Genomic DNA, 25,136 nt, shown 5'->3' on the forward strand with positions numbered 1-25,136 from the left:
CCCTCACAAGCGTCTCGTTGTTTATTGGACTGTTCCGACGCTAATTTAGGTCATAATTTCGTAAAAAGGCGGATGGGATCGACAGTTACGCCAACGCCCCCGTTCAGCCAATAATAACTGTAGTTGTCACCCGGTCCGGGGCTCGTATTGGGTCCGCCCGCGTTAATACTCATCTGCATGTGTATCTGTAGCCAGGGCAGGTGCGGACGGAGGGTCATCCACCAGAACGGCTGGATCATAAACAGGGTGTTCCCCTGCAGCCCATTCACGTCGAAGGCGTGCTGCCGGTCGTCCGGATAACTGGTGCTGAGCCGGGAATACGAGCTCGACGATAGACGCACCCCCACGCCGAGCTCGATGACCTTTTTGGCCTTGAATACCATTGCCGGTTGTATGAACCACTGTAAAAGCCGCGTATGCAGATAGGCGTTGTACAGCGTATCGTGGAGCGCGCCGTGGTCGTCGATGCGGTAAGAACCACCGCCCCCGCCCGCGGCCAGCGAAAGTCCGACGCGCCTCCGGAAATGGAAGTTATATGCCAGGCCGAGCTCCCAGGTATCGTTGCGGTAGTGCAGGTAACTTTCGTCATTGGTATCCCTGGTTTGCGGTGAAAACAGGGGCGGATAGTCATTCCGCCCGGTTTGATTGCCAGAACGGTTGGAGAACCCGCCGAGCAGCGTCATGCGGTCGCTCACGGCATAGGCTGCCTGGACGTCCACGCCGCCCAGACCGTCCGGAGGGCCGATGGCGGCATTGCCGCCGGCAGCGACCGTGACCCGGCTTTCGCCCTTTTCCAGCTGGCCGGGAAGGTTGATGGGATTTGCCCGGTAGACGTACCGGTTGATGGGGAGGCAGGACGCCAGGCAAAACACCGGCGCCAGCAGCAGTCGTTGGGGAGTCAAGGCAGGCATTTACTGGTATAACGACAAAACACGGGCACGCGTTGGGGCGCGTCATTGGGGCAGGCCTATGCCCTTGAGCACGTCCCCGAAGTCGTTGTAGGTACCCTTGACATTCCCCTGTCCATCCAGTACGACGTAGGTAGGGTACTCGTGTAGCGCCAGGAACCCTGACAGATTCCGGCGGGCGTCCATGTAATTGGGCCAGCCATAACCGTTCTCGGTCAAATACGCGTTCCAGGTCTTACACTGGTCGCGCTGATCTATGGAGACGCCGATCAGGCTGACCCGGTGTTCCCTGAGCTGCTCCTCCATGGCTTTGATCCGGTGGTGGTCCTGGACGCAGGGCGGACAGGCCAGGAACCAGAAATCCAGGACGTACGTATCCGCACCGGCCAATTGGATGCCGGCCTCCCTGCCATGACGGTCGAGCACGGAAAAATCCGCCACCCGGATACGCGAAATCGTCAGGTCCGCGTTCAGCTGGTCTGTCATCATCCGGTACCAAAGCGACCATTGCAGGCGCTGGCCCTGCCGGTCCACGAGCGCTTTGAGCCGTACGAGCGCCGCCCGGTCGTTGTGGTTACGCTGTATATAGACCCGCCCGATGATCGAAGAATACAGGTTATCGATATTGTCTTCGAATGCCTGTAGGAGAAAAGCGTTCCGCCCGGCGCTGTCCGTACGCGTCAGGTCTCTTTCAAAATGTTTAGCCGCGTAATACAGCGGCGACCCCATCACCGTGTCGATGACCAGCTCGTCGCCCTGCAGGTGCGCCATGACGGTATCGTCCCCCGGGTCGAGCCACAGCACATCGTTCCGGTTCTTGTCCGCCTCCCTGTACCCGATCCTATAAAAGGTCGGCTCTTTTGTATGAAAAGAAAACAGTACCGAATCCTGGTACCTCGCCTCCAGGTGTTCCGTCTGGTCGCCGTCATACGCCTCCACCGTTTCGACCGGACGGTTGGTCACCAGTACCAGGTGTATGCGCGTCTGCGCCTGGGCGGAGATCGCCAGGAGGGTGAAGAGGGCGAGCGGTTTCATATCCTTAAGATACGGCAACCGCGCTGCCCGCGCAAGCCCTAGCGGTTGAGCTCGTTCAAGATAAGATCGGTCATCTCGAAGCGTGGAAAATCGCCGGTATTGTTCAGCAATATGATGGTCGCGTCACGGTCGTCCTGCCGGGCGAACATCGTAAAAAAGCCCGCATCCGTACCCGGGTGGTAGGTCACGATGTTTTTATTCCCGGATACGCCGAACATTTCCCGGTCCGTCATCCAGCCATAGTCATAGTAGGCCTTGTATTCATCCCATGTCGCGCGCGGTTTGAGCATGTCCTGAAACCGGTCGGGCGGCAGCAGGGTGCGGAGTCCCTCGCTGTATTTGAACAGGTCGTCCGCGGTGCTCACGATCCCGCCGGCGCCCATGAGGTTGCGGGCATCGTACCTGGCTTCGGGCCTGCCGTCGAGATAACCCGTCGCTTCGCCGTCGGTCTGCCGCATACCGACATAGGAATGGTCCATTTTTAACGGCCCGAAAATGCGTTCCTGCAACAGCTGATCGAACGGCTTGCCTGTCACCTCCTGCGCGATCAGGGCCAGCAGGACAAACCCGGAATTGCTGTAACTGAACTGCGTTCCAGCCGGGAAATCGAGCGTATCGCTGCAATATTTTTTGACCACTTCTTTCAGCGACAGGGAGCCGGCGAAGTTCGATGTCATAAAGTCGTCGCTCTCCGTAAGGTTGTGTACCCCTGACTTATGCGTCAGCAATTGATCGATCGTCAAGCCGCCATTGACATAATCCGGCAGGTACGCGCGGATAGGGGTATCCAATCTGAGTTTGCCCTCCGCCACCAGCTGGTTGATGATGACCGAGGTAAAAGTCTTGCTGGTCGAACCGATCCGGTAACCCGTTCCCCCATCGGCCGACCGGTGTCGCTCGCGGTTGGCGTAGCCATACCCTTTGTCGACCAGGATACTCCCCTTCCAGCTGACCAGGGCGGTGCCGTTGAACAACCCATGCGCATGATAGACAGAGAGGATGGTATCGATCCTCTCGGCGGTGTTCCTTGGCATTTTCCGCAACCGCGCCTCCAAACCCACGCGGACCTGCCGCACTGCATTCGAGGCTTTGATATGGCGGATCACCGGTTGTTCCGGGAAGTCCGGCAGGATGATCGTGTAGTCTTTCCAGAAAAGGCTGTCCTCATCGGTCGCCTCGTCTTCGATGAGCTCCGTCCTGCGCATGATCTCTCCGGCGGCAAACGGTCGCGGCGTGGTATCGACGTCGGTTACGACATAGTGGGCGGCGGGATAGAGATTGACGATCGGACCGTTTTTCGATGTTTTGTAATACCAATGAAGGTCTTGTGTTACGTCGGACAACACCCACTTCTTTCCGATAGGACGGTAGGCTATCGTGCGATGGTCCAGCGTCCGTTTCAGGGTTATCCCGAGCAACTTCAGCAGCGTCCGCTTGGCCGCACTTTCCGGAAACTCGTCATACTGCAACCCCTTTGGGCTTTTGCCGAAGTCGAAATAGAGGAAAGCATAACTTTTCACGTCGATGAAAACACTCCCTTTCAACCGGCTTTCCTTCAAGCCGTCTTTCTGGTCGAAGGATACCTGGTAGGCCCGCCTTCCACCGACGTCCACGATACCGTCCAACGTATAATCATAATATTTCGGTCCTTCACCGGTGAATACCTTCATATCCCCATCCTTTAAGTTCCGGACGATGTCGTCGTGTTCGATCCCTTCCGGGCGGCTGCCGATGGTGATGTTTTCCATCGCCGCCGTATCCTTGAATTCGCGGTGCTTCACCAACCGGAAATCCGGCGCGTGCTGGTCGGCAAAGGCGTAATTGTAGATATCAAATAAGGATTCAGACAAAAATCCATATTGCTTTTCTTTCTTAGCCGTGGTCCGGTAAAAACCCTTTGTCACATACGGTATGGTCAGGTAGTTCTCCGGTATCCGGTCCACCGCCTTGAGGATGATCTCCAGTGGATCGCCCACCACGACCTCCCGCATCTCCACCGGCTCTTTCTCCAGAACGACCATGCCTTTCACGTCGCTTTGCGCTATCCACCTCGTCTTGTAGCCCAGGTGGGAGATCACGACCGTGTCCCTGCCCCTGGGCGCCCACAGGAAAAAAGAACCGCTGTCGTTAGTAACGGTCCCGGTCCCCCGCTCCATAAGTCGAACGCTAGCGTAAGTGATGGGTTGGCCGCCGTCGGAGGAGACTACCTTCCCAGAGACGGGCACGCGTTCTTCCTGGGCGTAGGCGGTGGTGATGCTGATGGTGAGCAGGAGCAGGCAGGGTAATTTCATGCCCCAAATTAAATACGCATAAACCTTATCTTTTGTTAAATCGGACGTAGCTTTAAAGTTCCAAAAGCGCCCGTCTATGCCCACCAAAGCCGCCCCGAAGGTCGACTGGCCAAAGGCCATCAAGCCGCTGCTGAAAAAGTACGCTGGCCAACCCTTCCCCCTCGACTACAAGAACCGTTATCAATTGCTCGTCATGGTCGTCCTTGCCGCCCAGGACAGGGACGCCAACGTCAACAACCTTGCCCCCGAGCTCTTCAAGGCGTTCCCCGATATAACCGCGCTGGCCAAGGCCAAGCCCGACCAGCTCAGACCCTACGTCCGGGTGCGCAATTTCGCCAACAAGATCAACTGGCTGCTCGGAATAGCCGACGCCGTTAAGACCGACAAAAACATCCCCGACACGCTCGACGGGCTCACCAGGCTTCCCGGCGTCGGCCGTAAATCGGCGAACGTCATCCTCCGCGAATCCGGCAAACCCGCAGAGGGGGTGATCGTCGACATCCACGTCGTCCGCGTGGCGCCGAGGCTGGGGATTGCCACGTCCGAAGACCCCAAAAAGATAGAACAGGAAATCATGGAGAAGCTTCCGCGCAGTGAATGGGATGCGGGCATGGCCATGTCGTTCCTGGGCCGCGAGATTTGCCGGCCAAAGCCAAAGTGCGAGGAGTGCCTGATGCGCAAGGTCTGCGCGTACTATGCAGGGCTCGTGAATGGCTGACGCGGGGCCCCGGCCAGCCGCCCGCCCTGGGCCCCGGCCTATTCCATGTACTCCCACGCGCTACGATACTCCCCCTGTGTTTGCGCGTATTCTATAAACTCCGCGTAAAACGGCGACTGCGATAGCGTCGCGCTGTCGCCGATGACGACGAGACGCATCCGCGCGCGCGTCATCGCGACGTTCATCCTCCGGATTTCGGACAGGAAGCCGATCCGGCTGTCGGGGTTGCTGCGGGTCATGCTGATATAGATCACGTCGCGTTCCTGACCCTGAAAGCCATCGATCGTGTTGACGGTGATCGACTCCCCCGCCAGGGTAGGCGTGTGCTCGACCTGCTCCCGTAATAACTGGACCTGTAGCCGGTAGGGGGATATAACGCCGATGGAGGGGTGGACGTCCGACGGCAACTCGGAGACCAGACGCGCCAGGTGTTTTACCACGAACCCGGCCTCTTCGGGGTTGCCGAGGGCATTACCCTCCTGTCGCTCCTCGAACCCGCAACCGGCGGTGTCGATAAACGCGAGCGGCGACTGCCCGGGGAGTAGCCGGCCAGCCACCAACGGGTGCGCCCTCAGGCGTTGTTCATAAAACACTTTGGAGGGATAGCCCATGATCAGCTCGTGCATCCGGTACTGTTCCTCGAGCAACGTCACTGCTTCAGGATGCAGGGCCACACATTTCTCAAGCAGCGTTTTTTCAAGCCCGCCACGCGCGGCTTCCTCCGATTTGATCACCGGCGGAAGCTGCAGGTGATCGCCCGCCAGGACCAGCCGGTCCGCCCTCAGCGCCGGGATCCAGCACGCCGGCTCCAGGGCCTGTCCCGCTTCGTCGATCACCGCCGTACCGAACTTAACGTCCCGGATCGTATAGTGCGCGGCGCCCACGAGCGTGGCGGCGACGACCTGCGCCTTCGACAACAGGTCCTCGAGGATATAGCGTTCTACATTTTCGACGTCCTTCATGATCTTGCGCGCCTCCTCGAACAACGCCCGGCGTTGCTCCCGCTCCGCTTTTCCGAACTGGCGCTTGTATTTGTGCGCCATGTCCCGGAACTCCACCGCCCGCCGCCGCAGCTGGCGGATTTCCTTTACGGAAGGATGGGCCGCCATCTTTGCGTCCAGCGTAAGGGCGCTCAACCGCTCCGACACCCGCGCGGGGTTGCCCACGCGCAACACATTCACGCCTTCCTCCGACAAGCGCTCGCTGAGCAGGTCCACCGCCGTGTTGCTGGGCGCCGTCACCAGCACCTTTTCCCCGTCGCGCGCGATCAGGGCCTTGATGGCCTGCACCAGCGTGGTGGTTTTGCCGGTGCCCGGCGGACCGTGTACGATCGCGAGGTCCTGCGCGCCGAGGATGCGTTGAACGGCCGTACGCTGCGACACATTCAGGGCACCGTCGGCGACCGTCGTCCCCGCACCGTCGAACTTCGGTTGTTCCTCACCGGTGAGCACGCGTACCAGACGCCGCTCGCTCCCGGCGTCCGCGCGCTTGAGCGCCTGCAGCATTTCTTCATAGCTATTGTCGTCGAACAAAAGGTCGATCCCCAGCTTGCCATCCTGCGCCCAGTCCGGAAGCTCTTCCTCCTTGAGGGTGATCTTCAGCCGGTCCCCTCCCTGGTAGGAAATCACGCCCTCCACGTGATCCCGTTCCGGGTCATGGTTGGAAAAAAACAAGGCCGACGCCCCGAACCGGAGCTGGTGGGGCATATCGCGGTGGGTGGTGCGCTCGACCTCGAGGATCAGGTAGTCTCCCCTACCCGGCTCGGAGCCCCGGATCGCTACGGGATACCAGGCCAGCCCCGCGGCGCGGCGGTCCACGACCGACGACGACCGCATCAGGCCCATATAGGCGTCCTTATCCTCCTGTCGCTCCTTTGCCAGTAGCGCCTGCAGCGCCTTGAAATAGTCCATGCCCGCAAAAGTCGTAATTTTGCGGGCATGAAAGTCGAGATCTGGTCCGATGTCATGTGTCCGTTCTGTTATATCGGCAAACGGCATTTTGAGGAAGCCCTGCGCGCCTTCCCCCACAAAGAGGATATAACCGTTACCTGGAAGAGCTTCCAGCTGAACCCTTATCTTCAAAAGAATACGGGTCAGAACATCAACGAGTACCTGGCCGAACATAAGGGCATCAGCCTCGACCAGGCCCGCGCCATGAACGACCGCGTCACCAAAATGGCGGCCGACGCGGGTCTCCACTACGACTTCGACAAGGCGGTCGTCGCGCCATCCTTCGACGCCCACCGTTTTTCCCACCTGGCCGCCGCCCACGGTCTTGGCGACGCCGCCGAGGAAGCGCTCTTCAAAGCCTACTTCACCGAAGGCCGCGACATCTCCGACAAACCGACCCTCGTCCAGCTCGGGACCGAAATCGGCCTGGACGCCGGCGAAGTCCGCGCCGCCCTCGATAGCGACGCCTACGCCGCCGACGTTCGCGCGGACCTGGCCGAAGCCGGACAGATTGGCGCGCGCGGCGTCCCCTTCTTCGTGCTCGACCGCAAATACGCCGTCTCCGGCGCGCAACCCGCCGAGGTCTTTAGCGGGGCGCTGAACCAGGCCTACACCGAGTGGGCCGGGCAGCACCCGCCCCTGCAAAGTTTCGCCGATGGCGCGGTCTGCGGCCCGGACGGGGATTGCGGGTAACTCCCATCATGGAAGCAACCAGTCCTCTACATTGGCAGGTGTAATAGTACCGGTTTGAGTTCCCGGGTAGGCATCCAGAAATGTTCTTGGGATGCGGTTTTTTGCCTTGGCGTTCCATTTGAATTCCCATGCCCGCATTATCCCGCCTTGCTCCTCTATGTAATCTATTTCCTGTTGGGCGTGTGTCCGCCAAAAATAGGTGTTTATGTACTGCTCCTGGTATTGCATCAATTTCTGGCGCTCACTCATCAGGAAGTTCTCCCACAGGCCGCCCACATCTTGCCTAAGCGTCGGCAGGTTAAAGTTCTTGATGATAGCATTCCGGACACCGTTATCCCAGAAATAGATTTTCTTCCCTTTTTTGATTTCATTCCTCAGGTTACGGCTTAGCGACGATAGCCTGAATATTACAAATGCTTTTTCCAGCAAGTCTATGTAACGCTCGACCGTTTCTTTATCGGCGCCGACCAGTTGACCGAGTTCATGAAAATTAACCTCGCTTCCAATTTGCAGGGCGAGGGCCTGCAACAACTTTTCAAGTAGCAACGGCTTTTTTATTTGTTCAAGTGCAAAAAGGTCTCTATACAGATAGCTATCGGTGAGCAATTGGAGAAGTGCTCGTTCATTGCCTGGCTCCGTTACGATTTGAGGATAGTACCCATAGATCAGTCGATGTTCCAGCAATCGTTTTTCCTCCAGCAAACTGGTGTGCGCCACCATTTCCTGAAAGCTTATCGGGTGCAGGTGATATTCGAATTTCCTGCCCGTCAGGGGTTCATTGATCTTTCCGGTCAATTCCAAAGCCGACGAACCGGTGGCTATTATTTGAATTCCCGGAATGTTGTCCACCATTAATTTTAGCGTTAGCCCTACATCTGGGATCCGTTGCGCTTCATCGACAACAACCAGCCGGTGATCTCCGATCAACGTTTTTAATCGGGTAGACGTGGTATCACTTAACATTTGACGCACATCTGACTCGTCTCCGTTCAACCACAGCGTTTTCCCGGTCGTAGATTCCGGAAGCTGTTTCACAAGCGTTGTCTTTCCCACCTGTCGGGGACCCAACAACAAGATCACTTTTCCCATACCCATTCTTTTTTTAAGAACAGGCTGTAATACCCGCTGTATCATGGACGAATATACGATTTCTTCGGTTAAAACCGAAAATTTAATATCATTTTTTAGTTTATAATCGAAAAACTCGATATTTTGAGATACTATAAGCTATATATCAACTCAAAGGATTGCCTTACATTTATCATCGCCGATGACTACTCCCCCCGCCTTGACGCTTGCGAAATACAGCCTGCTGGCGACCTTGCGCAGCCCTACTTCCGTGGTGTTCTCGATCCTGTTCCCGGTCATCTTTATCGTCGTCTTCGGCTCGATGGTCGACCAGTCGCCGGTGATCAAGCTGGCGCTGGCGGGCGACAGCGACACCAGCGGGATCGTATATAAGGCCATCATGGCCATACCCTCGATCCAGCTGAAAAAGGGGATGGATGTCCAGGAGCAAAACGACGCGCTCCAAAAGGGGCGGATCACGGCGGTGCTGCACATCAAATACGACGCGGGGCTATCGTTCCTGCCGCACTATACGATCCGGCTGGAAGCCACGGGCGCTTCATCGGCCAACCTTTCCTACCTGAAGATATTGCTCCACGAGGCGATCCGGAACATCGACGAAAAGATGTACCCGAAGAGCCCCAGCGTGGCGACGCTGAGCATACAGGAAGTCCCGGGCAAGGCCTACCGTCAGATCGACTTCATCCTGCCCGGTCAGCTGGGTTTTTCGCTGTTGATGGCAGGGGTGTTCGGCTCATCCTTCCTGCTCTTCAACCTGCGCCAGGGCTTGGTGTTGAAACGCATACGCGCCACTCCCGTGCGCCGGAGGACGATCATCGCGGGCGAGATGCTGAGCCGGCTTTTTTTTCACCTCATCGGGTTTATCCTGATGGTATCCCTGGGGTACTTCGCCTTCCATTTCACGCTGGTCAACGGCCTGGAAACATTCCTGGAAATGCTCGTCTTTTCGCTCTTCGGCCTGGGCATCTTTATGGGCATCGGTTTTATCATCAGCGGTACGCTCCACAACGAAAGCTCCATCTCACCCGTGGCCAACACCGTGACGCTGCCGCAAATCCTGCTGTGCGGGCTCTTTTTCCCCATCGAAAGCTATCCGCACTGGCTCCAGGGTTTTTGCAACATCCTGCCCCTCACCTTTTTCGTGGACGGACTGCGCAAGATCGCCTTCGAGGGCGTACACCTCTGGCAGCTACCGCTCCAGCTGGGTGCGCTCGTGCTCTGGACGGTGGTGATCGGCGCGTGGTCGGTCAAGGCATTCAAGTGGGAGTAGGCCCAGGCCATGGAATCCCGGCGAAACCGCTACGCCGCTGGCACTAAAAATTGAACAACGCGCCGACGCCGAAGATATTCGCCTTGCTGGCGTCGAGCCCCTTCAGGAAAGACCCGCGCAATTCGATGTTATGGCCCTTCTGGCCCACGCCAAAACGGACACCCGCATCCGCGGCCGGCCCTACTACATTCAACGTGTAGTTGTTGTCGTATTGATCCCCGTATTGGTCCGTGTCTTCTTCGACGCCCTCGGTGTGATGATAACCGACACCGGCGCCAACAAAGAACCCGATCCGGTCCTCGCAGTCCCGGGACGAGCCCGCACCGAAATTAAGATTGACCAACAGGGGCACGTCGGCCATCAGGCTGAGGCTGTTGATATCGGTGCCGTTCACGCCGTTGTCAGAACCGCCCGTGCTCACGGACATCCCCACGCTGATGGGCAGACCGACGGAAAGCGAAAAATGGTCGTTCTCCGTGACGTTGATCTTGGGGGAATAGGTCAGGCCAAAGCTATTGGTGGATTGGATGCCGGTGGCGGCGGTGTTGAAGTAAGCGATGCCGACGCCGTTGCTAAAACGTTGGGCATAGACGCCCATGGCCACGGTGAGGCCGAGCATCATTAGGAGTACGTGTTTCATGTTCAAAGCTTTTGTGGTTAAGGCGCTTAAAAATACAGATAAATAAATTTTGTTAATTACGAAATAGTCGTAGATTTACGAAAACTTCGTAGATATGGAAAAATTGTCGCCTCAGGAAGAGGAGGCCATGAAAGCGATCTGGAAAACCGGCGAGGGCACGATCAAGACATTCCTGGAACACATGGATCCGCCGCTGCCCCCCTACACGACCCTGGCGTCCACGGTCAAAAACCTGGAGAAAAAACAATTCCTGAGCGCCCGTCTCCTGGGCAAGGTGTACTTCTACAAACCCACCCTCAGCGAAGAGGACTACAAGAACCGCTTCATGACGGGTTTTGTCAAGGACTATTTCGCCAACTCGTACAAGGAAATGGTCAACTTCTTTGTCCAGAAAAAGAAGCTCAGTCCGGCCGAGCTAAAAGAGATCATCCACCTCATCGAAAAAGGACACTCATGACCCTAGTCACCTACAGCCTGCAAGCGGGTATCGCGCTGGCGCTGATGTACCTGTTCTACCGGGTCTTCCTGGAACGCCTCACGTTCTACCGGGCGAACCGGTTTTATATGCTGGGCTATACGCTGCTGGCGCTGGCGCTCCCGTTCCTCAACACAGGGGGTCTTTGGCCGAAGCGGGTGGAGCGTCTCTCGGCGACGATCACCCGGTTGGGCGTGGAAACCCGACACGCTGCCCCGATACTTCCATCAGGCGAGCTGCCCGCGGCGACGGAGCCGATCGATTGGATCAGCTATGTGCTCCTTGCGGGCATGGTGGTCCTATCGATACGCCTGCTGGTACAAATTTTTTCCCTCCTCCGGCTATGGGACGAAGCTTCCCTGGCTGGCCGTGATGGACGCATTCGCCTTTTCCGGCTGCCCTACCCATTGGCGCCGTTTTCCTTTGGACCAAACATCTTTATCAGTCCCCAGACGCAGGACTCCCCCGACCTCCAGCGGGTCATCGAACACGAGGAAATCCACATCCGGCAAGCGCATACGCTGGATATCCTGCTGGCGCAACTGCTGCTCGTTTTTCAGTGGTGGAACCCCTTCGTCTGGTTGCTGAACCAGTCGATGCGCCAGAACCTGGAATTTCTCGCCGACCAGGGCGTCCTCGACCGCGGGGCGGACCGGAAAGAGTATCAATACCTGCTCCTGAGCGTATCCGGCCAGGGTGTGCCGTCGATCAGCAATCCCTTGAATTTTTCACCCCTAAAAAATCGTATACTCATGATGAACAAACCACGTTCTGGCAAGGTCCAGGCGATGCGTTTCCTGTTTGCGCTCCCGTTGTTGGTGGTCCTGCTCGTGGCGGCCAGCCGGCACCGGCCCACACCCGCGGGAGACGGTCTCTATCACTTCCACGGCTTTGCGATGGATGCCGGGAACCTGCAACCCATCGCAGGCGTTTTAATCACGGAAAAGACCTCGGGCGGCTCCGCTACCACCGATCAGAACGGGTACTTCCGGATCGACATCCCGCTGGGCCAGGTAAAGGATTTCCTGTTGATCAACGCCATTGCCAAAAAAACGGGATTCCGGGATCAAACGATACAGAGCACCATACGCCTGGACTCCACCGGCGCACCGGCCACGAAGGGCGTACTGACGGATTTCGGCATGGCGGCCGAGGGACCCGAGACCCATAGCTTTGTAACGGACCAGGTGGTCGACAACGAGCCGGCCTTGCTCCAGAAAGACCCCGACGCCATGCGTCTCGCCTTCAACTCGGAAGTAGCCGGGCAAAAGGAAATGACCAAGATCCGGCAGGCATTCGATTCCTCTCCCCACATATTTTACGTCATCGACGGCAAGTCCTATGTCATCAGCGAGCATGGCGGTTTTGCCTCGGTGGACGGCACGGTCAAAACGGTCTTTGTCAATGGCAAAACACCTATGACGGGGGAAGAGCTCAATAAGCGCTATACCAAGTTCCAGGTTAAGAGCGAAGGCGCCTACGACGCCGTGGTAGCCAAAGAAAAATTCGGCATCGATGAAAATGTCCTCGTCGTCAATCTGAAGGACGAGAACTAGCGTTTCCCTTTGAAAAAACGCTTTACCATCCGCCCCAACCGGTTGAAGTTCTCGATCTGATCCTGGATAGGCGTCAGCGTCAGGTCTTCCGAGCGTATCCCCGGCTCGAAGGCCTCGGCCTCGTTCTGTTCGGGATAGATGAGGATGATGTTGGAGGCTGGAAAGTGCCGCTGCAAACGTGCAGGGGCATTTTCCATATAGTGTTGAAAAGACAGCGTGCCTTTGCGGGCGCTGATCAGCACCAGCAGATCGATCCCCGAGACCCGCCCCTCCAGGGTATGCACCAGGTCATCCGGGTCCTCCACCAGCATCTGGTCGTAGTCCAGCGCGACCTGGGCGCCCTCGATGAACGCCTCGCAGGCCAGGTACGTCCGCTTGGGGCAGCACAGCACCAGGCGCGCGCCCGTTTCCTTACACAGCCGTAGCACCTTGTGCATCCAGTGCGAAAAGCCCACCTCGTATTCCGCGTTCCGTCCTGCCAGCACGTACACTTTACCGGTGGTGTTGAGGGGGGCGTGGAAAAGACAGGAATAGATCGTTTCCCGGACGCTGCTCAGGATGTTCTCCTGGGTCGTCCCGAAGAGCGTTCCAAAGAGCCGTTCCGTCGTCGAAGCCTTTTCTTCCCAATCCAGCACTACGTCCGTGATGCCCAGCTCCTTTACGGTGCGCGCGATGCCGTCCACGACGTTCAGGTCGATACGGGTAATCGTCTGGACCTCGTTTTCGGTGGCCGACGCCCGGGCGACTGTTTCTTCCTGGACGCGATTGGAGAGGATGATCTTTTCCCGGGCTTCATCGTCGTCCTTTACGACAACCAGCGAAACGATGGGTGTGTCCAGGCTGTTTTCCTTGATCATCACCGCGAAGTCCAGGAGCTCCTCCGCCCTGGCCGGGGACAGCACGGGAAGCAGGATTTTCTCGGGACCGGTGCTCAGGTCGGGCTTGGCCTCCGCCTCCGCGACCGCCAGGCGCGTGCCGGCGTTGGATTCCACGAAGGAAGCGACCATGCACGTGATCAGGATCAGGATGACCGTTCCGTTGAGGACGTTCTCATCGACGATCTTCATATTATACCCGATCAGGATCACCGCTATGGTGGCGGCGGCGTGCGCGCCGCTAAGCCCGAAGATGACGTTCCGCTGGGTGGCGGTGTACCGGAAAAAGTGTTGGGTCAGCCAGGCCGCGATCCACTTCCCGCACAGGGCCACGGCCGTGAGTATCCCCGCGATCATCAGCGCGGTCGGGCCCTTCAGCAGGATGTGCAGGTCCACCAGCATTCCCACGCTGATCAGGAAGAAGGGGATAAAGATCGCGTTGCCAACGAATTCGATCCGGTTCATCAAGGGCGATGTCGTAGGGATCAGCCGGTTGAGCGCCAGACCCGCCAGGAAGGCCCCGATGATGGCGTCGACCCCCGCCATTTCCGCGAGGAACGCCGCCAGGAAGACCATGGCAAAGACGAAGATGAAGTGCGTGACCTTGTCGTCCTTTATCTTTTTGAAAAACCAGCGGCCGAGCCAGGGGAACCCCCACAGCACGACGGCCGTGAAGATGGCGATCGATACCCCGAGCTGTATCCAGAAGCCTTGTCCGAGCTGCCCCTTGCCATAACCGGTAATGACCGCCAGGATCAGCAGCACCGCCGAATCGGTGATGATGGTGCCCCCCACCGTGATGGTCACCGCTTCGTTCTTGGTGATGCCCAACCGGCTGGCGATCGGATAGGCCACCAGCGTATGCGTGGAAAACATGCTGGAAACCAGCAGGCTGCCGACAAAATTGAAGTGCAGTATGTAGTGGCAAACCAGCAGCCCCAGTCCGAAAGGTATACAGAACGTCAGTATACCGAACAAGGCGCTTCGGTTCCGGTTTTCCCTGAATTCGTTCATGTCCAGCTCCAACCCGGCCAGGAACATGATGTAGAGCAAACCCGCCCGGCCGAACAGGTCGATCGAGCCCTTCTCGATCAGGTCGAACCCATGGTCCCCGATGGCTACGCCCGCCAGGATCAAACCGATGATGCTGGGGATACGGAACTTCCTCAGGACGATCGGCGCCAGCAGGACGATAAACAATACGAGGGAAAAGATGGGCACGGGGTCCTTCAACGGTAACTTCAGGCTAATATCCAACAGGCTCAGGTTCGTCATACGCCGTAATTTAAGCCAATTGGCCGCATCAACTACGAGGGGATTGTTGTAAATTTGCAGCAAGAAGTACAGTTATGCCCGCAAGCCGCCCCTGGGAATTGGAAGAGAGAGACACGGACGTTATGGAAGAGCACCCCTGGAGCCTCATCGTCTGGAACGACGAGGTGAATACCTTCGAATGGGTGATAGAAACCCTCATCGAAGTCTGCGGACACAGCCAGGAGCAGGCGGAACAATGCGCCATGCTGATCCATTACCAAGGCAAATACGCCGTTAAGAACGGCTCTTACGAAGACCTCGAGCCCATGTGTACGGCCATCACCGACCGGGGCATAGGCGCCACCATCGAAGCGTCCGTCCCCCATTGATGTTGTTCGCGCTCGATCATACGCTTTCCTTCCCACCCGTCGAACAGGCGGAGCCCGACGGGCTGCTGGCCCTGGGCGGGGATTTGTCCACCGAGCGCCTGCTGACCGCCTACCGCAAGGGCATCTTCCCCTGGTACGAAGGCAATACCCCGCTCTGGTGGTGTCCCGACCCGCGCTTCGTCCTCTATCCGTCGGAATTGAAGGTCTCCAAAAGCATGAAGGTGCTCCTCAAACGCGGGGCTTTCACCTTTACCGTCGACCGGGACTTCCCCGCCGTCATCCGCGGCTGTAAAGAGACAGCCCGGCCCGGTCAGGACGGCACCTGGATCACCGACGAGGTCGAAAGGGCTTTTACCCGTCTCCATCACCAGGGTTATGCCCACAGCGCCGAAGCCTGGCAGGACGGCGTCCTCGCCGGCGGGTTGTATGGCATCCGTCTGGGCCGCGTATTTTTTGGGGAAAGCATGTTCAGCCGGGTCAGCAACGCGTCCAAATACGCGTTTATCTCCTACGTTGCGCGTCTCGAAGCCGAGGGCGTTTCGCTGGTCGATTGCCAGGTGTATACGGCGTACCTGGAAAGCCTTGGGGCGAGGATGATTCCCCGCGCCGGGTTTGTACGCCAGTTGGGCGAGCTGCTATAGGGGCTCCCGCGCACGGCGGGGCCGCCACCTACTTTCCGAATTTCTTTTTGAGCTGCGCCAGCGCGTCCTCCATGGAGGTCTCGGGCTTCTTGGGGGCTTCGTGCTTCCTGGGGGCTTCGGGCTTCCTGGCGCCCTGTTCGGGCCCCCGATGACTGTGTTTTTCGGGACGGGGAGTACGGTGATCGCCCCCGCGGCGCTCCTTTTTCGCTGCGGCGGCCCCCTCCGGGTCCGCCTGCTTGATGGACAGCGAAATCCGCTTCCGCACGGTATCGACCTCGAGCACCTTTACCTGGACCTGCTGATTCAGCTTCAGCACCGACGAGGGATCCTCCACATACTTATGCGAGACCTCGGAGACGTGCACCAGCCCGTCCTGCTTCACGCCGATGTCCACAAAGGCGCCAAACCGCGTAAGGTTCGTGACGATCCCCGGCAGGATCATACCCGGTTGCACCTCCTCGATGGAGTAGATCGAGGCGAACTCGAACTGCGTGGCCTCGCTCCGCGGGTCGCGACCCGGCTTTTTGAGCTCCCCGAGGATATCACGGACCGTGTGTTCCCCAAAAGACGTGGACACATAATTCTTCACCGGTATCTTGCCGATCAGGGATTCATTCCCCACGAGCGACGCCACATTCGTCCCCAGGTCGGACGCCATCTGCTCTACGAGCCCGTAGGCCTCCGGGTGGACGGCACTTTTGTCCAGGGGGTGCTCGCTTTCGGCCACGCGCAAAAAACCAGCACATTGCTCAAAAGCCTTTTCACCCAGACGGGGTACCTTCAGTAATTCCTTACGTGTGCCGAACTTACCCACCTCACTTCGATAGCGAACGATGCCATCTGCCAGGGATGGGCCGATACCGCTCACGTAGCTGAGCAGGTGCTTGGACGCGGTGTTCAGGTTCACGCCCACCTGGTTTACACAGGACACGACGGTCTGGTCGAGGCGTTCTTTCAGACGCGCCTGGTTGACGTCGTGCTGGTATTGGCCGACACCGATACTCTTCGGGTCTATCTTGACCAGCTCCGCCAGGGGGTCCATCAACCGGCGGCCGATGCTCACAGCGCCCCGGACGGTGACGTCCTGTTCCGGGAACTCCTGGCGGGCGGTTTCGGAAGCGCTATAGACCGAGGCGCCGTCTTCGTTCACCAGGAAGACGGGCAGACCGAGCTCCATTCGTTTGATAAAGTGTTCGGTTTCCCGGCCGGCGGTGCCGTCGCCGATGGCGAAGGCTTCGATCTGGTGCCGGTTGACCAGCTGCCGGACCTTGGCCTCGGAGGCCGCCGCGCGGTTCGGCTCGTGTACAAAGATCAGGTCGTTCTCCAGGAGGTCGCCCTTTTCGTCCAGGCAAACCACCTTACAGCCGGTACGGTAGCCGGGGTCGATGGCCAGTATCCTTTTACTCCCCAACGGGGAGCCCAGCAAGAGCTGGCGCAGGTTCTCCGCGAACACCGCGATGGCGTCCTCGTCTCCCTTGGTTTTGAGCAGCGTGCGCAGCTCGGTTTCGAGGCTGGGTTGCAACAGGCGCCGGTAGGATTCCTTCACCGCTTTGCGGACCTGTTCCGAAGCGGGCCCCGAACCCTTTACATATTGTTCTTCTATCTGCACGAGCGCGGCTTCCTCTTCAGGCCCTATGGCCACTCGGAGAAAACCTTCCAGGAAACCCCGCAGCACCGCCAGGATGCGGTGGCTGGGCACCGTCGAGACGGGCTCGGAATAGTCGAAATAGTCCTTGTATTTGATCGCCTCCTGTTCTTTTTCGGGCACGACCTTGCTCTGCAGCGTCGCCTTCTGCTCGAACAGCTTACGCATTTTCCCGCGCACCACCGCGTCTTCGTTGATCTGCTCGGCGATGATGTCACGGGCGCCTTGGAGGGCGTCCTCCGCGGAGGCTACCTTCTCGTTGATAAACCCGGCCGCGGTCCCGTCCACATCCATATGCTTTTGCTCCAGCAGCTGCAGGGCCAGGGGCTCCAGGCCGTTTTCCCGGGCGGTCTGGGCGCGCGTCTTGCGTTTGGGCTTGTAGGGGAGGTATATATCCTCGAGCTCCGCCAGGGTAGCGCTGCCGTCGAGCTTACCCTGGACGGCGTCGGTCATTTTGCCCTGTTCGGTGATGGTCTTTTCGATAAACGCCTTGCGCTCCGAAAACTCCTGGAGGAACTTGGCCGTGTCCTGGACCTGCTGGATCTGGACTTCATCCAGCGCGCCGGTCCTGTCCTTCCGGTAACGGGCGATAAAAGGTATGGTAGCGCCTTCCTCGAAAAGCGTAAGCGTAGCTTCTACCTGTGGTACGCGAAGTTGCAGCCGGGCGGCTACGTCTTTGGCAAACTGTAACATGCCGCGAAAGTAAAAATCGCCCCTGAAAGAAAAAAAATTACGCGACGGTCAATTCCACTTTTTTCCCGGGCCAACGTTGTATATACCTATATATCAACCCCCGGATATAATCGTGATCGGGGTACGGCGTCAGCATATTTTTCAACTCCTCCACCTGCGGCACGGGCGTACCCTGGGGCAGGTATCCCATCCCATAAAACCGCCCGCTTTCCATAAGGATACAGGCTGCGTCGGGGGAAGCCTCGGACCGTTCCACGATCGCAAAGGTGGGGAGGTTTTTACGGAGAAAGGCCACGGCTTCCATGACACGTTGGTTATAAGCGACCATGGTCTCGCCCCGTTCTTCAGGGAGGGAAGCGCCCTGCGTCCGGTCCATAAAGCACATCTTCGGGCACAGGTCGAACTGCTGGATCAGCTTGCGCAGCATATTCTGCCCCTCGACGAGCAGGTTGAAGGTATAGACGGGCTCGAGGTGTTTTTTTTTGCCCTCGATGGCCAGCCGCAAATACCCCTTGACGTCTTCGAAAACATACAAGCTGAAGGCCTCGACAGGGTGTTTGTGGGCGTAGTTGAACAACGGCCAGAGGCGGCGTATTTCGGAGTGCTCCAGGATAAAGGCCATCAGCTCGGACCCGCAGACCTGGTAGGTCACCTCGTGTATGTGGTTGAGGAAAGACTGGCGCTTCATACCCGCGTCGTTCCCGGTGAAGTGGCCCAGCACGCGCTTTTTGAGGTTGTTGGCCTTGCCGACGTAGACCACCTTTCCGTGAATGTCGTGGAAATAATAGACGCCCGGGCTGGTGGGCAGGTTCTGGACAAGGGCCTCGGACAGGTTCGGGGGCAGCTGCTGCTGGTGGTACTTGCTCTTGAGCATCGAGTCCACGTGTCCGTCCCGGTCCTCGCCAAGTATACGGTGGAGCACCTCGGCCGTGGCCTTGGCGTCCGCTCCCGCCCGGTGGTGACGCTCCATGGAGACCCCCAGCTGCCGCGTGAGCTTGCCCAGGCTATACCCCGCCAGACCCGGGAATACCTTCCGGGACAGCCGGACTGTACAAAGCTTCCGGGTGTTGAGCCCGTAGCCCGCGTGCCGGAGGTGATGCTGTACAAAGGAGTAGTCGAAGTTGACGTTGTGCGCCACGAAAACCTTGTCCTGCAACAGCTCGAAGACGCGGGGGGCGACTTCCTCGAAACGGGGCGCCACGGCCACCATCTCGTTGTTGATCCCGGTGAGTACCTGTATAAAAGGGGGGATGGGCTGCTCGGGGTTCACCAATGTTTCGTAGACCTCGACCACCTGACGGCCGTCGGTGACGACGATGCCGATTTCGGTTATGCCATGCTCGCTGGCATGGCTACCGGTGGTTTCGATATCTACGACCGCGTAGAGCATATTGCTGCACAAAGGTATCACAATTTGGCTTCCCCGGCCGGGCTTTTGTTTTCCCCAGGGGTGCTTTGACTTCCCGCAGGTGTGCTTTGACTTTCCCCGGGTGTGCTCCGGATGTAGATATCCTGTCCCGGGTTGGCCAGGTTCACTCCCGCGCGGTCGAAGGCCTCATTGAGCTCGGTGATCAGCGAATGCGTCAGCCCCCCGGCGTTCCCGAGGTCCTCGACCCAGAACTGGATCTGGTACTCCACCCAGTTCCCGCCGAAATTCGTGATCTGGACGGAGGGGCCGGGGTTGGTCATGATGTCCTTATGCAAGGACAGTACCCTCCGGATCAGGTCGGTGACCTTGTTCAGGTCCGCCTCCCGGTCCGTGCGTATGGTCATGGCCGTGCGCCGGTTACGGTTGTGCAGGGTCCAGTTGGTCAGGGTCTGGCTGAGCAGGTCCCCGTTCGGGATGATGATGTCGGCCCCCTCGAAGTTGGATATTTTACTGGCGCGGATGCCTATCTCCTTGACGACCCCGGATTTCCCCGCCACGTCGATCTGGTCACCGACCTGGATCGGGCGCTCGAAGGTCAGGATGATCCCCGACACCAGGTTATTGACGATGGTCTGCATCCCGAACCCGATACCGACACCCAGGGCGCCGATGATAAAGGATATCTTTTCCAGGGGGATGCCCGCCGCGCCCACCGCGATCAGGAAACCGATGGTCAGGATGCCCAGCCGGGCCATCAGTGCGATCGCGCCGATGTTGCGCCGGCGGCCGCCCCTGCTGGGCGCGTCGGGGTTCTGTCCGAACAGGAAAGTGATGAACTGCGCGAGGATGCTGGACACCCAGATGATCAACAGGAAGACGAATACGCTCCCGAACGAGAACGTGATGCTGCCGAGCGTCCGTTCCTTGGTGATGAGCACCGTGGCGAAATTGTAGACCGGCTCGAACACGCTCAGGTTGCGGAACAGTATGCTGAACCAGAACAACCCCGACAACAACCGGAGGAAATACTGGAAGCGCTGCTGGAGCTCGGCGAAGTTGAGGAAGGCCGAGAAACGGGTATCCTTGGATGCCTCCGACTGGAGGTAGACCATTTCAAGGACCACGGTCGAGGCAACCCACAACGTGATCGCATAGACGAAGCTGTGCGTGCCCGTCAGCCCCATCAGCTTGGAGAGGGTGATGCGCCCCGTGATGTCGAAATAGAGCGAGAGCACCGCCATGAGCAACATGAGCGATACCAGCGGCCGGAGCACGTTGGGAAAACCAATCCCCTTCACCAGCTCACGGCGCCGCGCCAGCAACCTCAGGCAAAGCAGGATGGTCGCGACCGCCCCGGCCAGGAGCAACCAGCGTTCCCCATAGGTCGTTTCTCCCAGGGAGTCGTCGAGGGAATACCCCAGCCATAGGATCAGCATCCAAAGACCCATCTGCCGGCCGTCCCGGGTCAGGTAGGGATACAGCAGCCAGCTGATACAAAAGACGTGTATCAACCCCGTCAGGTGGAGATAGGACATCGGTATGTTGCTTTCCAGGAAGGCGCCAAAGGTCACCACCAGCACCAGACAGCCGATAAATACGTTATTCGTCAGGAAGTGCACCGGGGCAAGCGATTGCTGCGGGTCGGGGCGTTTGCGGATACGCCGGAGGTTGATCCAGCACCAGACGGTGAGGAGCACGAGCGCCACCAGGGTAACGCTGCGGGTGTCCCAGGTGCTCGCCATATAGATGCTGACCACGCGCATTCCGCGGGTAAGCGACTCGGTTATGTCCTGCCAGAGGTTACCGGCATATTGGGAACGGCGCGCCTGCCACAGGGTGGCCTCCTCCTGGTCCCACAGCTGGCGCTTGACGCGCTTCATGCGGTAGTTGATCTCGTCGACCAGGTTGGTGCCCGAGAGATAGGCGGCTTCCACCCGGCTTTGGAGCAACCCGAGCCGGATCAGTCCGCCCCGCTCGAGCGTATCCACGGAACGGTATTTGGCGTCGATGTCCCTGAGCTCGAGAACCGCCAGACGATACAAAGCCGTATCCGATGGTAGGGTACGGACCGTCGAGTCGTAGACGATCCGCTGGACCGACTCGGTGATGTCGCTCATCTCCGAGGAATAATCCTGCAGGGTCTGCTGCCATCCCTTCAAGGTCTCAACCGATTCCTCCACCAGCACCAGGGTGTTGTTGAGGCTACGGATGTTCATCCGCCGGTCGCGGTCGGTCACGAACTGCTTGACGATCCCCAGACCCCGTTCGATCCGGGGCAGCCCCGCGGAAATATCCTGCGTATCCAATCCATGCCGGTAGAACCGGCCGATCTTGCCGATCTGTTCCGACAGTCTTTCGCGTTTGTTGATCAGGTAAGGCACGACGGTGTCGGATGCCGCCGACACCTGTAAGGTCGAGTCGTTCTGGCTGATCTGTTCGAGGATACGCTGGGAAAGGGGGATGCCGGATTTGTGTTGCGCGCTGGCCGCGCCGCCGATCAACAGGGTAAGTACCAGGAACAATTTCAGTAGCCTTTTAGGGTGCATTTCAGGGTGATTTGAGGGGAAAAATACAGTATTTTTGCAGTCCCATGGAATTAAGCAAGAATTATACCCCATCTCAGGTTGAAGACAAGTGGTACCAGCACTGGATCGACAAAAAGTATTTCATCAGCCAGCCGGACGGCCGGCCGGCCTTTACGGTCGTCATTCCCCCGCCGAACGTAACCGGGGTGCTCCACATGGGCCATACGCTGAACGAAACCGTCCAGGACATCCTGGTCCGCAAGGCCCGCATGAATGGGTACAACGCCTGCTGGGTCCCCGGCAGCGACCACGCGTCCATCGCCACGGAGGCGCGGGTGGTGAACATGCTTAAGGAACAGGGCATCGACAAGGCTTCGCTCACGCGGGAGGAGTTCCTGAATTACGCCTTCGAGTGGAAGGATAAATATGGCGGCATCATCTATAGCCAGATACGTAAATTGGGCTGTTCCGTCGACTGGGACAGGGTGACCTTTACGATGGACGACCATTACTACAAGGCCGTCATCAAGGTTTTTATCGACCTGTACGATAAAGGCCTCATATACCGGGGCGCCCGCATGATCAACTGGGACCCCAAGGCCAAAACCGCGCTGAGCGATGAAGAAGTGGAGTATAAAGAGCTCCAGGGGACGCTGTACCACGTACGGTATCCATTATACGATCCCGCAGGAGCCGCCACCGGAGAATACATTACCATCGCCACACAGCGGCCCGAAACCATCATGGGGGATACGGCCATCTGTGTCAACCCTTCGGATGAACGCTATGCGCACCTGAAAGGTTTCACGGCCTCGGTGCCGCTGGTCAACCGGTCCGTGCCCATCATCTTCGACGAATACGTAGACCCGGCCTTTGGAACGGGTGCGCTCAAGGTGACCCCCGCCCACGATATCAACGACTATAACCTGGGGTTGAAGCACAACCTGCCCATCGTGGACACCCTTAACGACGACGGCACCCTTAGCGCCGCCGCCGGTTTCGCCGTCGGTGTGGACCGTTTCAAGGCGCGCAAGATGGTCGTGGAGGAGCTGCGCAAACAGGGCCTGCTGGTTGGTGAAGAAACCTACGCCACCCGCCTGGGCTACAGCCAACGCAACCCCGACACCGTCGTCGAGCCGCGGATTTCGACGCAGTGGTTCCTGAAGATGCAGGAGCTCGCGGGGCCGGCGCTGACTGCCGTCGACTCAGGAGACATCAAAATACACCCCGGAGACCGGTTCCTCGCAACCTACCGGTACTGGCTCGAGAACGTCAAGGACTGGTGTATCAGCCGCCAGTTGTGGTGGGGTCAGCAGATCCCGGCATTCTATGCACCCGACGGCACGTTCGCAGTGGCCGCCACCGCGGAAGAAGCCGCCGCCAGGCTGGGCCTGCCGGTCACCGGGCTCCGCCAGGACCCCGACGTCCTGGACACCTGGTTCTCCAGCTGGCTCTGGCCCATCGAGGTGTTCAACGGCATTACCCAGCCCGGAAACGCCGACATAAAATACTACTACCCCACTTCCGTGCTCGTCACCGGCCAGGACATCATCTTCTTCTGGGTGGCGCGCATGATCATGGCGGGGATGGAATACGAACACCAAAAGCCCTTCAACGACGTTTACTTCACGGGCATGGTCCGGGACAAACAGGGCCGCAAGATGAGCAAAAGCCTGGGCAACTCGCCCGACCTGCTGGACCTCATCGATCGTTATGGCGCGGACTCCGTCCGTTTCGGAATCATGATCGCCGCCCCCGCGGGGAATGACCTGTTGTTCGACGAAGCATCACTCGAACAGGGCCGGTTCTTCAACAACAAGATCTGGAACGCCCTCAAGCTCGTCAAGGGCTGGGAGGCGCGTCAAACCGGGTCCTCCGCCGAGGAACCCTTTGCCGTCCGTTGGTTTGACCAGCGGCTCCGCGAGGTCCGCTCGGAGCTAGAATCGCAGTTTGCCGATTTCCGGCTGAGCGAAGCCCTGAAGACGCTGTATTCCCTGATTTGGGATGATTTCTGCAGCTGGTACCTGGAATGGGTCAAGCCCGGTTATGAGCAGCCGATCTCCAGCTCCGTCTACCAGACGACGGTCCATTTCTTTGAGCGGTTGATGGAATTGCTGCACCCCTTCATGCCCTTCCTGACCGAAGAGATATACCACCTCCTGCACCCCCGCGGGGAGGGAGACGACCTGTGTATCCTGCAATGGGCGCCGGTCCAAAGTACCGACCCGGCCATCCTGGGACAGGGCGCCTTCCTCAAGAATGCCATATCGGCGATCCGCGACGCGCGCAACAAGCAACAGGTAAAACCCAAGGACCTCATCCGGTTGTGGGTACAGGGGTCGGCGCATCTCGACGAAATTTTACCCCTCCTGCAAAAACAAACGGGGAGTGAATACGTTTATCTCAATATCGAACCCGAAGCAGGGGCCGTATCGGTAGTCGTCGGCACAACCGTCTTCTCCCTGAAGGCCCCGCATACGCTGGACACCGGTCTGCAACGCGAGCAGCTGCAAAAGGACCTGGACTACCAGCGCCGCTTCCTGGATTCGGTAGAAAAAAAGCTCGGCAACCGTTTCTTCGTTTCCAACGCCCGGCCCGATGTCGTCGAGCTGGAGCGGAAGAAGCAGGCGGACGCCCTGGCTAAGATCAAAACACTCGAAGAAAACCTACAAGCCCTGGAATAGAGGCCCTTTCTATGAAGCGACTCTTGTACCTGATACCCCTCCTCCTCCTGGCCGCGACACGGCCGGCGCCCATCCACCTGCACACGACCTGGAACGGTCATGGCGCGGGCGCCCTCGACACCACCACTGCAAGGGCCGTCTTGCTGACACCCCTCAAGGTCACCGACGACAAAGGAACGGAGTATACCATCACGCGCTTCCGCTTCAGCTACCGCCAAAACAGCGCCTTCCAGGATTCCTCCGGGAACATCGTGCGCAACAGCCAGCTGTTTACCCGGGATTATTTCAACACCAACCTCGTCGACTCGACGTGGAGCAGGATCATTTCCTTCGAGCTCCAACCCGGCGAAGCTTTTACCGTGGATGGCGTCGTCGTCAAGGACGCCAAGGGCGCGAAGATGCTGGCGCCGAACCTCGAGCTGACTATCCAATAGAGG

At 58.5% G+C, this 25,136-nt stretch carries 19 protein-coding genes; 9 read left to right on the forward strand and 10 right to left on the reverse strand.

What is annotated here, in order from left to right; genetic code table 11:
• Positions 1-50: 50 nt before the first annotated feature.
• The 3 genes from VL547_RS08840 to VL547_RS08850 are packed head-to-tail and all read right to left on the reverse strand — an operon-like array spanning position 51 to position 4,234.
• A complete protein-coding gene (locus tag VL547_RS08840; RefSeq protein WP_325577294.1) occupies positions 51-902 on the reverse strand; it encodes a hypothetical protein in 852 nt (283 codons plus the stop codon).
• 51 nt (positions 903-953) lie between these two features.
• Entirely contained in the window at positions 954-1,943 is a 990-nt protein-coding gene (locus tag VL547_RS08845) for a TlpA disulfide reductase family protein (protein WP_325577295.1), read from the reverse strand.
• Between the two features lie 38 nt (positions 1,944-1,981).
• A complete protein-coding gene (locus VL547_RS08850) occupies positions 1,982-4,234 on the reverse strand; it encodes a serine hydrolase (RefSeq protein WP_325577296.1) in 2,253 nt (750 codons plus the stop codon).
• Positions 4,235-4,310: 76 nt separating this feature from the next.
• On the opposite strand from VL547_RS08850, the gene VL547_RS08855 reads away from it, so the two are divergent.
• Positions 4,311-4,952 (forward strand): endonuclease III, encoded by a 642-nt coding sequence (locus tag VL547_RS08855; protein WP_325577297.1) that lies wholly within the window; start codon positions 4,311-4,313, stop codon positions 4,950-4,952.
• Positions 4,953-4,990: 38 nt separating this feature from the next.
• Here VL547_RS08855 and VL547_RS08860 read toward each other — a convergent pair whose 3' ends face one another.
• Positions 4,991-6,862, reverse strand: coding sequence for an AAA domain-containing protein (locus tag VL547_RS08860; protein ID WP_325577298.1), 1,872 nt, complete (start codon positions 6,860-6,862; stop codon positions 4,991-4,993).
• Positions 6,863-6,889: 27 nt separating this feature from the next.
• Here VL547_RS08860 and VL547_RS08865 point away from each other — a divergent pair, with 27 nt between their 5' ends.
• Positions 6,890-7,594 carry a DsbA family oxidoreductase gene (locus VL547_RS08865; protein WP_325577299.1) on the forward strand — a complete coding sequence of 235 codons (705 nt, stop codon included), beginning with the start codon at positions 6,890-6,892 and terminating at the stop codon, positions 7,592-7,594.
• Positions 7,595-7,600: 6 nt separating this feature from the next.
• Here the strand turns inward: VL547_RS08865 and VL547_RS08870 are convergent, their stop codons facing one another.
• The gene (locus tag VL547_RS08870) at positions 7,601-8,683 is read right to left on the reverse strand and encodes an ATP-binding protein (RefSeq protein WP_325577300.1); all 1,083 of its coding nucleotides are present in this window, start codon (positions 8,681-8,683) and stop codon (positions 7,601-7,603) included.
• Positions 8,684-8,864: 181 nt separating this feature from the next.
• Here VL547_RS08870 and VL547_RS08875 point away from each other — a divergent pair, with 181 nt between their 5' ends.
• Entirely contained in the window at positions 8,865-9,953 is a 1,089-nt protein-coding gene (locus VL547_RS08875) for an ABC transporter permease (protein WP_325577301.1), read from the forward strand.
• Positions 9,954-9,996: 43 nt separating this feature from the next.
• Here VL547_RS08875 and VL547_RS08880 read toward each other — a convergent pair whose 3' ends face one another.
• A complete protein-coding gene (locus VL547_RS08880; protein ID WP_325577302.1) occupies positions 9,997-10,593 on the reverse strand; it encodes a hypothetical protein in 597 nt (198 codons plus the stop codon).
• A 94-nt stretch (positions 10,594-10,687) separates the two neighbouring features.
• Here VL547_RS08880 and VL547_RS08885 point away from each other — a divergent pair, with 94 nt between their 5' ends.
• Together VL547_RS08885 and VL547_RS08890 are read left to right on the forward strand one after the other, a co-directional pair.
• Positions 10,688-11,050: a BlaI/MecI/CopY family transcriptional regulator gene (locus VL547_RS08885; protein ID WP_325577303.1), complete on the forward strand. Its 363-nt coding sequence runs from the start codon at positions 10,688-10,690 to the stop codon at positions 11,048-11,050.
• Positions 11,047-12,624 carry a M56 family metallopeptidase gene (locus VL547_RS08890; protein ID WP_325577304.1) on the forward strand — a complete coding sequence of 526 codons (1,578 nt, stop codon included), beginning with the start codon at positions 11,047-11,049 and terminating at the stop codon, positions 12,622-12,624. The genes VL547_RS08885 and VL547_RS08890 overlap by 4 nt, the downstream gene beginning before the upstream one ends.
• On the opposite strand, the gene VL547_RS08895 is transcribed toward VL547_RS08890, so the two are convergent.
• Positions 12,621-14,774 carry a cation:proton antiporter gene (locus VL547_RS08895; protein WP_325577305.1) on the reverse strand — a complete coding sequence of 718 codons (2,154 nt, stop codon included), beginning with the start codon at positions 14,772-14,774 and terminating at the stop codon, positions 12,621-12,623. The two genes, VL547_RS08890 and VL547_RS08895, sit on opposite strands and share 4 nt — an antisense overlap.
• A gap of 74 nt (positions 14,775-14,848) precedes the next feature.
• On the opposite strand from VL547_RS08895, the gene VL547_RS08900 reads away from it, so the two are divergent.
• Together VL547_RS08900 and aat are read left to right on the forward strand one after the other, a co-directional pair.
• The gene (locus tag VL547_RS08900; protein WP_325577306.1) at positions 14,849-15,142 is read left to right on the forward strand and encodes an ATP-dependent Clp protease adaptor ClpS; all 294 of its coding nucleotides are present in this window, start codon (positions 14,849-14,851) and stop codon (positions 15,140-15,142) included.
• Positions 15,142-15,783, forward strand: a complete 642-nt coding sequence (gene aat / locus VL547_RS08905) for a leucyl/phenylalanyl-tRNA--protein transferase (RefSeq protein WP_325577307.1) — start codon at positions 15,142-15,144, stop codon at positions 15,781-15,783. The genes VL547_RS08900 and aat overlap by 1 nt, the downstream gene beginning before the upstream one ends.
• Positions 15,784-15,811: 28 nt before the next feature.
• Here the strand turns inward: aat and VL547_RS08910 are convergent, their stop codons facing one another.
• Genes VL547_RS08910 through VL547_RS08920 form a run of 3 tightly spaced genes read right to left on the reverse strand, consistent with a single transcriptional unit; the run spans position 15,812 to position 22,036 of the window.
• Positions 15,812-18,121, reverse strand: coding sequence for a Tex family protein (locus VL547_RS08910; RefSeq protein ID WP_325577308.1), 2,310 nt, complete (start codon positions 18,119-18,121; stop codon positions 15,812-15,814).
• Positions 18,122-18,158: 37 nt separating this feature from the next.
• Positions 18,159-19,511 carry an exonuclease domain-containing protein gene (locus tag VL547_RS08915; protein ID WP_325577309.1) on the reverse strand — a complete coding sequence of 451 codons (1,353 nt, stop codon included), beginning with the start codon at positions 19,509-19,511 and terminating at the stop codon, positions 18,159-18,161.
• Positions 19,512-19,528: 17 nt separating this feature from the next.
• The gene (locus tag VL547_RS08920) at positions 19,529-22,036 is read right to left on the reverse strand and encodes a mechanosensitive ion channel family protein (protein ID WP_325577310.1); all 2,508 of its coding nucleotides are present in this window, start codon (positions 22,034-22,036) and stop codon (positions 19,529-19,531) included.
• Positions 22,037-22,080: 44 nt separating this feature from the next.
• On the opposite strand from VL547_RS08920, the gene VL547_RS08925 reads away from it, so the two are divergent.
• Both VL547_RS08925 and VL547_RS08930 read left to right on the forward strand, forming a co-directional pair.
• Positions 22,081-24,699, forward strand: a complete 2,619-nt coding sequence (locus tag VL547_RS08925; protein ID WP_325577311.1) for a valine--tRNA ligase — start codon at positions 22,081-22,083, stop codon at positions 24,697-24,699.
• 11 nt (positions 24,700-24,710) lie between these two features.
• Positions 24,711-25,133, forward strand: coding sequence for a hypothetical protein (locus tag VL547_RS08930; protein WP_325577312.1), 423 nt, complete (start codon positions 24,711-24,713; stop codon positions 25,131-25,133).
• The last annotated feature ends 3 nt before the right edge of the window (positions 25,134-25,136 follow it).

This window comes from Dinghuibacter sp. (assembly GCF_035492835.1).
Classification (GTDB): Bacteria; Bacteroidota; Bacteroidia; order Chitinophagales; family Chitinophagaceae; genus Dinghuibacter.

Bases quoted from the DNA above. Each gene is read 5' to 3' on its own strand.
- VL547_RS08845 (WP_325577295.1), bottom strand. From the start codon at position 1,943: ATGAAACCGCTCGCCCTCTTCACCCTCCTGGCGATCTCCGCCCAGGCG.
- VL547_RS08850 (WP_325577296.1), bottom strand. From the start codon at position 4,234: ATGAAATTACCCTGCCTGCTCCTGCTCACCATCAGCATCACCACCGCC.
- VL547_RS08855 (WP_325577297.1), top strand. From the start codon at position 4,311: ATGCCCACCAAAGCCGCCCCGAAGGTCGACTGGCCAAAGGCCATCAAG.
- VL547_RS08860 (WP_325577298.1), bottom strand. From the start codon at position 6,862: ATGGACTATTTCAAGGCGCTGCAGGCGCTACTGGCAAAGGAGCGACAG.
- VL547_RS08865 (WP_325577299.1), top strand. From the start codon at position 6,890: ATGAAAGTCGAGATCTGGTCCGATGTCATGTGTCCGTTCTGTTATATC.
- VL547_RS08870 (WP_325577300.1), bottom strand. From the start codon at position 8,683: ATGGGAAAAGTGATCTTGTTGTTGGGTCCCCGACAGGTGGGAAAGACA.
- VL547_RS08875 (WP_325577301.1), top strand. From the start codon at position 8,865: ATGACTACTCCCCCCGCCTTGACGCTTGCGAAATACAGCCTGCTGGCG.
- VL547_RS08880 (WP_325577302.1), bottom strand. From the start codon at position 10,593: ATGAAACACGTACTCCTAATGATGCTCGGCCTCACCGTGGCCATGGGC.
- VL547_RS08885 (WP_325577303.1), top strand. From the start codon at position 10,688: ATGGAAAAATTGTCGCCTCAGGAAGAGGAGGCCATGAAAGCGATCTGG.
- VL547_RS08890 (WP_325577304.1), top strand. From the start codon at position 11,047: ATGACCCTAGTCACCTACAGCCTGCAAGCGGGTATCGCGCTGGCGCTG.
- VL547_RS08895 (WP_325577305.1), bottom strand. From the start codon at position 14,774: ATGACGAACCTGAGCCTGTTGGATATTAGCCTGAAGTTACCGTTGAAG.
- VL547_RS08900 (WP_325577306.1), top strand. From the start codon at position 14,849: ATGCCCGCAAGCCGCCCCTGGGAATTGGAAGAGAGAGACACGGACGTT.
- aat (WP_325577307.1), top strand. From the start codon at position 15,142: ATGTTGTTCGCGCTCGATCATACGCTTTCCTTCCCACCCGTCGAACAG.
- VL547_RS08910 (WP_325577308.1), bottom strand. From the start codon at position 18,121: ATGTTACAGTTTGCCAAAGACGTAGCCGCCCGGCTGCAACTTCGCGTA.
- VL547_RS08915 (WP_325577309.1), bottom strand. From the start codon at position 19,511: ATGCTCTACGCGGTCGTAGATATCGAAACCACCGGTAGCCATGCCAGC.
- VL547_RS08920 (WP_325577310.1), bottom strand. From the start codon at position 22,036: ATGCACCCTAAAAGGCTACTGAAATTGTTCCTGGTACTTACCCTGTTG.
- VL547_RS08925 (WP_325577311.1), top strand. From the start codon at position 22,081: ATGGAATTAAGCAAGAATTATACCCCATCTCAGGTTGAAGACAAGTGG.
- VL547_RS08930 (WP_325577312.1), top strand. From the start codon at position 24,711: ATGAAGCGACTCTTGTACCTGATACCCCTCCTCCTCCTGGCCGCGACA.